10 protein-coding genes are annotated in these 10,417 nt (G+C 45.2%); 5 read left to right on the top strand and 5 right to left on the bottom strand.

Annotated features, from left to right (window positions below; translation table 11 throughout):
- Nucleotides 1–1,432, bottom strand: a 1,432-nt coding sequence (locus VF412_RS04980; protein ID WP_331338107.1) for a S9 family peptidase, incomplete at its 3' end; no start/stop codon positions are given.
- 42 nt (nucleotides 1,433–1,474) lie between these two features.
- Complete coding sequence (locus VF412_RS04975; RefSeq protein WP_331338106.1) at nucleotides 1,475–2,158, bottom strand: PAP/fibrillin family protein; 684 nt, start codon at nucleotides 2,156–2,158, stop codon at nucleotides 1,475–1,477.
- A gap of 165 nt (nucleotides 2,159–2,323) precedes the next feature.
- Here VF412_RS04975 and VF412_RS04970 point away from each other — a divergent pair, with 165 nt between their 5' ends.
- Nucleotides 2,324–4,690 (top strand): hypothetical protein, encoded by a 2,367-nt coding sequence (locus VF412_RS04970; RefSeq protein ID WP_331338105.1) that lies wholly within the window; start codon nucleotides 2,324–2,326, stop codon nucleotides 4,688–4,690.
- Nucleotides 4,691–4,757: 67 nt separating this feature from the next.
- Nucleotides 4,758–5,369: an HAD-IA family hydrolase gene (locus VF412_RS04965; protein ID WP_331338104.1), complete on the top strand. Its 612-nt coding sequence runs from the start codon at nucleotides 4,758–4,760 to the stop codon at nucleotides 5,367–5,369.
- Here the strand turns inward: VF412_RS04965 and VF412_RS04960 are convergent.
- The 3 genes from VF412_RS04960 to VF412_RS04950 are packed head-to-tail and all read right to left on the bottom strand — an operon-like array spanning nucleotide 5,366 to nucleotide 7,073.
- Nucleotides 5,366–6,316: a tRNA-dihydrouridine synthase family protein gene (locus tag VF412_RS04960; protein WP_331338103.1), complete on the bottom strand. Its 951-nt coding sequence runs from the start codon at nucleotides 6,314–6,316 to the stop codon at nucleotides 5,366–5,368. The genes VF412_RS04965 and VF412_RS04960 overlap by 4 nt on opposite strands.
- Nucleotides 6,317–6,318: 2 nt before the next feature.
- The gene (locus VF412_RS04955; RefSeq protein WP_331338102.1) at nucleotides 6,319–6,777 is read right to left on the bottom strand and encodes an EVE domain-containing protein; all 459 of its coding nucleotides are present in this window, start codon (nucleotides 6,775–6,777) and stop codon (nucleotides 6,319–6,321) included.
- Nucleotides 6,774–7,073, bottom strand: a complete 300-nt coding sequence (locus VF412_RS04950) for a YchJ family protein (RefSeq protein ID WP_414640830.1) — start codon at nucleotides 7,071–7,073, stop codon at nucleotides 6,774–6,776. The genes VF412_RS04955 and VF412_RS04950 overlap by 4 nt, the downstream gene beginning before the upstream one ends.
- A gap of 246 nt (nucleotides 7,074–7,319) precedes the next feature.
- Here VF412_RS04950 and VF412_RS04945 point away from each other — a divergent pair, with 246 nt between their 5' ends.
- From VF412_RS04945 to VF412_RS04935, 3 genes are read left to right on the top strand one after another with little or no spacing between them, the layout of a single operon-like run.
- Nucleotides 7,320–8,084: an SDR family NAD(P)-dependent oxidoreductase gene (locus VF412_RS04945; RefSeq protein WP_331338100.1), complete on the top strand. Its 765-nt coding sequence runs from the start codon at nucleotides 7,320–7,322 to the stop codon at nucleotides 8,082–8,084.
- Nucleotides 8,081–9,466, top strand: a complete 1,386-nt coding sequence (fumC, locus tag VF412_RS04940; RefSeq protein ID WP_331338099.1) for a class II fumarate hydratase — start codon at nucleotides 8,081–8,083, stop codon at nucleotides 9,464–9,466. Before VF412_RS04945 ends, fumC begins: the two co-directional genes overlap by 4 nt.
- A 12-nt stretch (nucleotides 9,467–9,478) precedes the next feature.
- Nucleotides 9,479–10,411 (top strand): hypothetical protein, encoded by a 933-nt coding sequence (locus VF412_RS04935; RefSeq protein WP_331338098.1) that lies wholly within the window; start codon nucleotides 9,479–9,481, stop codon nucleotides 10,409–10,411.
- The last annotated feature ends 6 nt before the right edge of the window (nucleotides 10,412–10,417 follow it).

Genomic DNA, 10,417 nt, shown 5'->3' with positions numbered 1-10,417 from the left:
TATTCAATTTCAGATTCTTTTTGTGAACGATGTAGTACGGAATAAGCGTGCCGTCTTTACTCTTTGTTTCAAACTGTTCAACCATCAGATTTTTTGTATTAAATCTTGGCGGAGACTGTTTCAGCAAAGTCCAATGCAAATTCTGATCAGGCGGCGAGCCTAAGTAAATCGATGAAGGAGTCAGGAAGTCAGTGTAAGACACCAGGAACAAGTCATCAAACTCATTTGAGTCATAAACTGCCGTCGTTCCATTGGCACCCAGAGGAAGATCTGCAGTCTGCCATGTGCCGGTTTCTTGACGAGTCATGCGCGCAATTTTTCCTTGAACGTTATCAAGGACATTCAAGTAAATCGCTGACTTTGCAATAGAAACAGAATTCAAATATCTTTTCGCACGAGGTGCAAAAAGGATATCTAGGAAATCCAAAGCGGTGTCTTTGTTTTTTAAGCGCTCCATGGGAAGTGAAACCAAACTTCCGGCAGGAATCAAGCGAGTATTTGTCTTAAGCTCTTCGCGCAAAGTGAATAAGAATCCGTCGTTGAAGACACCGACAAATTCTGCGCTTGATGGCAGCGGCAGGAGAGTGCGCACACCTTTATCTGTTTCATACCAAACTTCATTTTCAAAGAAGGAAGCCGTACGAATGTGGAAGCGATAATTCTTCTGTGGTGTGAAGTATGTGTAACTTCCACCAGACATATCTTTGGCGCCGACCTTGAAAACCTCTTTGGCTTCTGACAAAGGCTGACCGCGTTTCCAGATTTTGGAAATCATCGGATAACCAGAGTCTGTCATCGTGCCGGGTCCGAAATCAGTTCCCACATAAACGGTGTCAAAATCAATCCATGACACGCGGGATTTTGCTTCAGGCAAAGTGAATCCGTTTTTGACGAACTCTTTTGTCTTCATGTCGAATTCACGAACAACGGTGGCGTCTTTGCCGCCGCGAGAAAGATTGATCAAGCAACGACTGTTAGCAGGCGGTAGGCAGTGATACCAACCCCACACCCAGTTTTCTTTTTCTTTTTTTGCCAGAGCATCAAGATCCAAAATTGTTTCCCATTTTGGTTTCTTATTTTGGAATTCTTGAATGGAAGTTTTGCGCCAGATGCCGCGCGTGTGTTTCTTGTCTTGCCAGAAGTTGTAAAATTCGCCGTTCATCAATGTGATGCTGGGAAGTTTGTCATCGGCAAAAGCGATTTTAGAAATATTAGATTCAATTTTTTTAAATTGAGGATCGCGCTTGAAGTGCGCCACAGTTCGTTTGCTTTCTGCTTTCGCAAAAGCTAAAGCTTTGGGGCTTTCAACGTCTTCTAACCACAAATAAGGATCTTGAGAGTTTTCCTTAGGCATGGTTTCTTTTTTAACTTGAGTCGTTTTAGTCGTGCAAGAAGAGAGTGCGAATAAAAGTAAAAGAACTAAATAACGCATGAATCGAGGCCCCTTATTGAGGCCCCGAATATAAGTCAGAATTTAGTCACGCTCAAGAATATACAGATAGGCATTGTCGACACCGAAGTCGCCACCTCCACCGCGCACGATGCGGATGTCTTCATCCACGTAGACATTCGCCAATGTGCCTTTTTTCCCCACGGGACTTGTGCCGGGAGGGAAAGTTGTCGGATTTCCATCGTAAGTACCGAATTCTGCGAGCATAGCTTGACGTGTCGGCTCGGCAAAACTCCACGTCGGATTCGTCACGGCCTTGGTAAATTCAATCGAAAGTGCATTATCTCCCACCGTAAATTTCCCGCGCAAGTAGCCCATGTTTTTTATTTGACCATATTGGTCACGAGCCACGTTCCAGTAGTAGCCTTCGGGGAAAACGACTTGCCAGATCGAGTCTGCTAAAGCGCCTTGGCCTGGTTGGCCGCCTGGTCCGTCGGCCCAAACCTGATACCAAGTGCCGATCACATCCACCAACTTTTGCTGTTCTGTTCTTTTAGGAGCTAGCGCCACCAATTGGTCTACAAGTGGATCTAACTTCTGGCGAACCTCTGGATTGTTGTCGTCACTATCGTAAGTGCCCTGAGCATCGAATGCGATTTGCAAAATCTCGTACTTGAGTTGTTGGATTTGATCGGCGGTATCATCTGCGTGAGCAAGGGGGATGAAAAGTATTAAAGCCGTTGCGAAAGCAGCCATAAGTCGAGCCATGGGAAGCCTCCATTTGGTTTTTTTGATAAGCGACTTCAAAGATACCCTCGGAACTTCATGCTGCCATGTTGTTTTTGGGCAGAAACTGTTTGTGAAGTTCTATGGAACATTGATTAAGACTTCACCCGATTGTGAAAAAGCCGAAAAGAATCGCGGGAGTTGTCATTGTTTTTTGTTCGCGTCCTAGCCCTTGTGCTAGTTCCTCTTTATGGCTTTGCATTTGATGGATCGTCCATAGGTCTGTTAGCCCTCTGCTCTCAATCAAAAAGCTGTTTATTATCAAGTAATGAATACGTTAAGAATTTGGTAAGCACTTGCAACATGCAGATGAAGGCCTTGGATTGCGACGGCCTTGCGCAAAAAAATCCTGAAATGAAATCCTTGTTGAAGCATTGTGATTTCCAATCTCAGTGTAAAGAGCAGGAAGAGTACGAGAAGAGCAAAGAGCTTGCCTGCTTACGAGGATATAAAAATGCTTTGGTGGATACAGGCATCGCCCTTAAGGATCTAACTGTTTCACTTGGCAGTTTCATCGAATCAAGTTGGGATCATTTCAAGACCAGTGTAAAGCAAAGAAACGAATTCATTCGCCAGTGCAACAAGTCGATTGCGTGTAAACGGGACCTTGTTAAAGAGGATCATCGTTACAATACGATGAGTGATGACCAACTTAATAAGTACACGGCCGCTTATCTTTACGTTCAGGCTCAAGACATGAAGGCTTATCAAGCTTCTTTAGATCGGGCTCCAGGCCGACCTCGTGCAACTCCACCGTCAAATAATCGTCTAACGCCGGTACAAGAGACTATGCTCAGCGATCTTATGAACATGGTTGGGGATAAAATCGGCCAGGAATATCAGAAATTTTCCTGTTACAGTGGTTTAGCAAAGGTTGAGATGGCTTGTTATGTTATCGGCAACGTCGTGGATCCCACTCTTCTGGCGGGAGCGGCCTTTAAAGGGGCTCGTCTTGTGGCTGCGACAGGGCGAGCAATTGCCGCGGAAGAAGCCATCCGTGCAACTGACGAAGTAAGTGCCGTCGGCAAGTTGTATCGTGGTTCAATAATGACACGTGAGGCGCTGGTAAAAGATTTCCTGACCTATTCGCCAACGACTGTGACAGAGAATGAAAAATGGATCGCTATTGCTGAAAAGGGTGTCAATTCTAAAGTTCGATTCTTGGATGTGGAAAATAGTCAGTTGAAGGGCTTGAATGATACTTTGAAAGATAAAAATCTTGTGACAAGTCTGACAAATTATCACAAGAAGCTTCTGTTTGATAAAATCGAAGAACTTAAAAAGCAATTTCCAGATCTTGTTATCGATCAGTACTCGGACTTTAAGTCTTCTCGATTTGCTTTTAGTGGCAAGATCCCGAAAGATCTTGATCAGCGTTTGCAGCAAATTTTTAAAGAGACAAATCAGGAGTTCGCACAATTTTTGAAACTACAAAAAGTTGTTCGTGACGGAGACGCCTCGACGGATTGGTTTCGTGCTGGTGTCGGTCAGTCCGCAGAACAAGCTAATGTGGCGGCTCGCTATTCCCGCTCGCAAGCAGACAATATTGTGCAAAGCTACGCGCAAGAGAATCTTTCTGGCGATTTGACAAGCAAGCTTATGAACGTCGAAAAATCCCGTCAAAATTTGCGCACCAGCTTAAATGGAACTTCCGTCTTAGAAGGCAATACATTGAATTCGGATGCGTTTGACATCGTTCGCAAAAACATGGGCAACGATGATAAAATTGCCGCGGCTCTAAAGGATCGTTTCGCTTTAACCAACATTCCTTCTTCGACAGTTAAAGAGCTGCAAACCTATGTGAAAAGCACGGATGAATTTTCTCCGGGGATTTTCGTTCCTCAGCGTGAGGTGGCTCATTTGAATGATGCGGTTCAAGGGGGCTTTTCTGCAGACGTGATAGGCCTAGGGGCTTCGAATATAAAGGGAACTGCGGAAGCTCTTTCGAAATCTTCAAATTTGGATCAGGCTTTGATTGAAACTCGCAAGGCGGAAAAATCTGTAACAGTCGAATTTAAGGCTCAAAAGAAATTTTTTGAAGATACTGTTACAAAGGCTGTTGATCCAGGAAAAATCCGCACAGTGTGCTCCGGGGATGACTGTGTCGCTATTGCCGTGAAGCCATTAAATGATACGGACAAAAAGAAAATTTTAACAGCTTTGGCTGACAGCAAATACTCTGGGAAATTCCGCCTGGCGTTTGTTCCAGATGGTGTCACCGATATCGCAACTAGAAATGTTCTTAGTACTCACGGAGAAAGCGTAGAAAAACTGCTTCGTGCATCACTAAGCAGCGTTATGGAACCACGTAAGCTTCAAGGTCTTACCTTTGGTCTCGATATGCGCACGCAGGTTTTGAATGACGGTACCGTTAAGTTATTAATTGGAGAGGCACCGGGTGTAAAGTTATCCGTCCAGGAGCGCGCATTGATTCAGAAGAAATTCGAGGAGTCTTTGCGTTCATTCAACCAAAGTTTCACGAGTAAGGGGACTCCTTCCAATTATTCTCCTTAATCAAACCTCTGGGCTGCGGCGGCCTTCCACAGTTGTGTAGTTTTCAGAATTATGCGATTATAGCTTCATGTTAAAGCAATATTATCCCACTCACGAATTCCTAGGTCTTTTATTTGATTTCGATGGCACTGTTGTGGACACGATGGGTGTTCATCTAGAGGCTTGGAATTTATCCCTTGCTCAATACGGTTTGAGTCTAAGTAAAGAGCAACATCAGGCTTGGGCGGGAATCCCTACTAAAAAAATTGTCGAGCTATTAAATGAAATGCATGGCTCAAAAATTCAGGCCGATCAGTTCTTGAAAGAAAAAGAAGTTCACTATTTAGGGTCCTTGAAATCTGTGACAACGATTTCACCAGTCATGGATATTATAAAGCACTATCACGGCGAACTTCCTATGGCGATCGTGACGGGCAGTCGTCGCAAGATCGTTGAGCTGACCATGCAAGAACTGGGCATTGGAAGATATTTTGATGCGCTCGTTTGTGCGGAAGATTATTCTCACGGAAAGCCCGCACCGGATTGTTTTCTCAAGGGAGCTGAACTTTTAAATCTTCAGCCACAAAACTGTTTAGCTTTTGAAGATGCCGATTTAGGAATTCAATCAGCCCACAGTGCAGGCATGCAATGCCTCAAAGTCATGAGTGATTTGAAATTGCGTCCGCAAGTAAAGTTTTAAGTTGTATGACGAAGCAGGTGACTGTGGAATTCGCTTGGTTTCTTGAAGATCTTGATCTCATCGAAAACGGCTTTGGCTTCTTGATTTTTCAGTGACAAGGCTTTTAACCATTGCTTCGTGCGTGACACGGCAAAGTAGTCATTGATGTAGGAAGTGCTGGCATCAAAAAATTGTGGCAGCAATGGTTTTGCATTGGCCCAATTCATCTCATCCACTGTTTCTTTCGCGAGGCTTTGCTTGATTTGTTTAAAGATGAATGGGTTGCTCATCACTCCGCGGCCGATCATATAGTCTTCACATTGAGTCACTTCAACACAGCGATGAAAATCAGAGACATTCCAGATTTCGCCATTCGCGATAATCTTGATGTTGGTTTTTTCTTTAATGCGCGGAATCCAATCCCAATAAGCAGGTGGTTTGTAGCCATCTGTTTTTGTGCGACAGTGGATCGTGATCCAATTGGCATTAGCTTCTTGAACGGCTTGTGCGATTTCAATGCACTTTGTAGGATCGTCAAAGCCCAGGCGGATTTTCGCCGTCACAGGCACATGGGCAGGGACGGCTTTGCGAACTGTATCGACGATCGTGAAGACGCGATCGCAGGATTTTAAAAGACTTGCACCACCATCATGACGATTGACGGTTTTAGCGGGGCAGCCGAAGTTCAGATCAACACCCAGGGCGCCAAGCTTCACCGCTCTTTGGGCATTCAATGCCAAGGGTTCGGCATGACCACCAAGAAGTTGCACAAACACCGGGATTCCTGCGCGAGTGCGGGATCCTGTTTTTAGCTCGGGACAATTTTTGTAGAAGACACTTTCAGGGTGCAGACGATCCGTGACGCGCAGAAACTCTGTCACGCACTGATCGATGCCTCCTAATTGTGTGAGAGTGTCGCGCATAACCCAATCAACGACACCTTCCATCGGAGCTAAAAACAACTTCATTCTTAAAGACCGCCCATTTTCTTAACGATTTCGAAGTGTTTTTTATCAACAGGCTGGACAGAAAGGCGAGAACCTTTTGCGAGAACGAGCATTTCTTGCAATTTATCGTTGTCGCGAAGGTCTTGCAGGCTTACCAGCTCTTTAAATTTTTCTACAAAGCCTACTTCGGTGCAGAACCAGATCGGCTTTTCCTTGGTGGCTTTGGCGTCATAGTATTCTGATTTTTTATCAAATTGCTGTTTATCGGGCTCGGCCTTGTGAGTGATTTTGGCAATTCCCGCCACGCCAGGTGGTTCGGCGTTCGAGTGATAGAACAAAACAAGATCGCCCACTTCCATGTCTTTCATCATGAAATTGCGAGCTTGATAGTTGCGTACACCTTCCCACCAAGTTGTTTTATCTTTTTTCAGTTGGTCGATAGAGTAAACATCGGGCTCTGATTTCATTAACCAGTATTTCATGCTTTGGCCTCTTTCACTTTTCCTGATTTAAAGAACCACTCGCCGGATTGTTTGCGGAATGTGCTGACTTCGTGATGGATGTATTCTTCATCATCTACAGAATAGAAAGCTTTGAACTCCACAGTTCCTTTGGTTCCTTTTTCTTCGGTTTTCAAAATTTCTAATTTTAAAAACTTCGCACGCTCGGCCCACTCTTGATTGGCCTCTTCGTCGATTTCCTGCAAAGTCTGAGGATCCGTCGTGTCCTTCAGGTACTGCATTTGATTTTTTGCAAAAGCACTATAACGGGAACGCATCAGCGCTTCTGCCGTCGGAGCTTGGGCTTTTCCAGAGTGGTAAAGGCCACAACATTCTAAATAATCTTTTTGGGATCCACATGGACATTGCATAACCCGAGAATCTAACAAGCACCCGCCCAAAAAGGTACGCCGTACCTTTTTGCGATGCGTGGCATTAAGTGGTGTGGGGTTGGGAAAGGGCTCTAACGCGAAGGAGCTAGCCAAAGTTTCGGAGCAGGATCACCATAAATCACTGAGGTAAAAATGGCAAAATGGGCGTTAATTACGGGGGCGAGTTCAGGTATTGGTTGGGCGACGGCAGAAGCTTTGGGAGCGCAAGGCTTTTCATTATTCCTAACAGGTCGTCGCACGGAGCGATTGAATAATCTTGCCGGCCATCTTCGTACAAAGTTTCCAGGCATCCAAACCAAGTTGGGCTCGTTCGATATTTCAGATCGTGATGAAACTCAAGAATTTCTAAAAGCTCATTATGCAGATCTTGCGCATGTTGATGTTCTAGTTAACAACGCAGGTCTTGCCCGCGGAGTCGATAAAATTCAACACGCGGACATTCATGATTGGGACATCATGATCGACACAAACGTAAAAGGTCTTTTGTATATGACTCGCGGAGTGGTCGAGCACATGGTTCGCAGAAATTCAGGTCATATTGTCAACATCGGTTCCGTGGCAGGTCGTTGGACATATCCAGGTGGTGGAGTTTACTGCGCCACTAAGTTTGCAGTGCGTGCAATTTCAGAGGGACTTCGCATGGATTTGTCAGGAACAGATGTGCGCGTGACAAATATTGAACCCGGCATGGTGAATACGGAGTTTTCTAAAGTTCGTCTGCAAGATCAGCAAAAGGCCGACAAGGTTTATGAGGGAATGACTCCGCTTCGTGCTGAAGATATCGCCGAGACGATTGCTTGGTGTGTGGGACGTCCAAAACATGTGAACATACAAGAACTCGTCATTTACCCAACAGATCAAGCCCATGTTGGAATAGTTTCTAGGAGGTCTGAATGAGTTTTCGTGTAGAAAAAGACACCATGGGAGAAGTGCAGGTCCCCGCAGATAAATTCTGGGGAGCACAGACTCAAAGATCGACTCAAAACTTCCGCATCGGCGGAGATCATTTTCCTCGCGAGATGATTCGTGCTTTGGGGATCTTAAAAAAATGCGCGGCTCAAACGAACCTTCAGTTGGGAATTCTGGAGGCAAAAAAAGCGGATCTTGTTATCAAGGCCGCTGACGAAGTGATCGCTGGAAAATTAGATGCGCACTTTCCATTGGTAGTGTGGCAGACGGGCTCGGGTACTCAGACAAATATGAATGCCAACGAGGTGATTGCAAATCGCGCGATGGATATGATGGGAATTAAACTTCCCTCGAAAGAAATTCATCCGAATGATGATGTGAACAAAGGGCAGTCATCAAACGATACATTCCCGACGGCGATGCATATTGCCGTCGCAGAGCAAATCCATCATCGCTTGATTCCGATGATGGAAAAGCTGCAAAAAGCTCTCGAAAAAAAACAAAATGAATTTAAAGACATCGTGAAAATTGGTCGCACGCATTTGATGGACGCGACTCCACTCACGCTGGGCCAAGAATTTTCTGGCTATGCGACCCAAATGAAACACGGCATTCAAAGAGTGAAAAACACTCTGCCGCATTTGTACGAGCTGGCACTTGGTGGAACAGCGGTGGGCACAGGACTTAATACTCATATTAAGTTTCCAGTGGAAGCAGCTAAGGCCATCGCAAAAGAAACAGGATTGCCGTTTGTTTCAGCTGAAAATAAATTTGAAGCGTTGGCGACTCATGATGCATTGGTGGAAGTCAGCGGCTCCCTGAATTCAGCGGCGGTTTCTTTGATGAAAATTGCTAACGACATTCGCCTTTTAGGCTCAGGCCCTCGCTGTGGAATTGGCGAGTTGCATCTTCCTGAAAATGAGCCGGGCAGTTCGATTATGCCGGGGAAAGTGAATCCGACGCAGAGTGAAGCCATGACTATGGTCTGTGCTCAAGTCATGGGAAATCACGTGGCAGCAAGCATTGGCGGAGCTACGGGACACTTTGAGCTGAACGTTTTTAAACCTCTTATTGTTTTCAATGTGCTGAATTCCGTGCGTTTGATCGCTGATGCCTGCGAAAGCTTCACGGATCACTGTGTTGACGGCATCGAAGCGAATAAAAAGCAAATTCAAAAGCATCTGGAACATTCTTTGATGCTGGTGACAGCTTTAAATCCTCGCATTGGCTACGACAACGCAGCCAAAATCGCCAAAACTGCCCACAAAAATGGCACAACACTGCGCGAAGAAGCCATTAATCTTGGACTCCTTTCTGGCGAAGAATTTGATAAGATAGTTAAACCGGAAGACATGGTTCATCCGAAATAGAATTGGGAATCAATGAACGAGTTACTTAAAAAAGCAAACTGGTTAGAAAGCGATGACATAAGACCTTATGTTTTCGTTCGTCACGAAAATGAAATCGCACAGCCAGGTTCTTTTCATCGTTTGGATTGGTTTCCGCAGACTCCTATTTTGAAAGATCCATTGGATATTACCGAAGTGGCCTTTGCGGATCGCATTTACTCCATTGAAGAGCGTGCCTTTGGTCCTTCGAATATGGCGATGCCTCGCTGGGTATTTTATGACTGCGCGGTGATGCCGGGATTTGTGGCGGGTTTCGCTGCGAGACCGAAGGTGTTGTCCAAGATGGTTCGCGAGGTTTTGGATCCGAAGAAATATCCTGCGACCTTAAGCCCTATTAAAACTTCTAAGGTTTTAAAAGAAATTGAATCTCTGGATGAGATGGATTGGGTTCCGCTTTCTTTGTTTATTATCATCCCTACGATGCACAAGGGCGAATGGGTCGCTCACAACCTATGTTCGGTGAATTCGCTTTTACCTAAGGAAGAGCAGTTCTATGGGCTTGGTTTTATGTCTAAAGCCTTTGGATTGTGGTACGCGAACGTCGAACAGTGCTCTGGAATGACTCAATGGGGCAGTCCAGCATTGAAACTCCACTCGCATTACGGACATTTAGAGGTGATTGGGGCTTACGCTCCGGTGCACTCTCATGCTAAAACTATTACTTACCGTGTACAGGTGAATACGAATTGTTGGGAGAAATTCTTCAACAAGGAACAAGACCTCGCTTTCTTGGAAAAGTACGGCCCGACAGGGACCTTCATCGACCCGCAGAGCGAAGACAGCATGGTAGACTTGCAACAAAAAATCGAGTTGGAGCAAGGACCTTACTTCTTGAGCGCCGGTGAGATTGCGCAAAAGAACTTAGATGAAAAATTAATGATTTATCGATTGAAACAACAATACTAGATAGGA

The organism is Bdellovibrio sp. (genome assembly GCF_036384735.1).
Taxonomy (GTDB): domain Bacteria; phylum Bdellovibrionota; class Bdellovibrionia; order Bdellovibrionales; family Bdellovibrionaceae; genus Bdellovibrio.
Note: the sequence above shows the minus strand (reverse complement) of the source record. Positions and strands in the feature narration are given on the sequence as shown.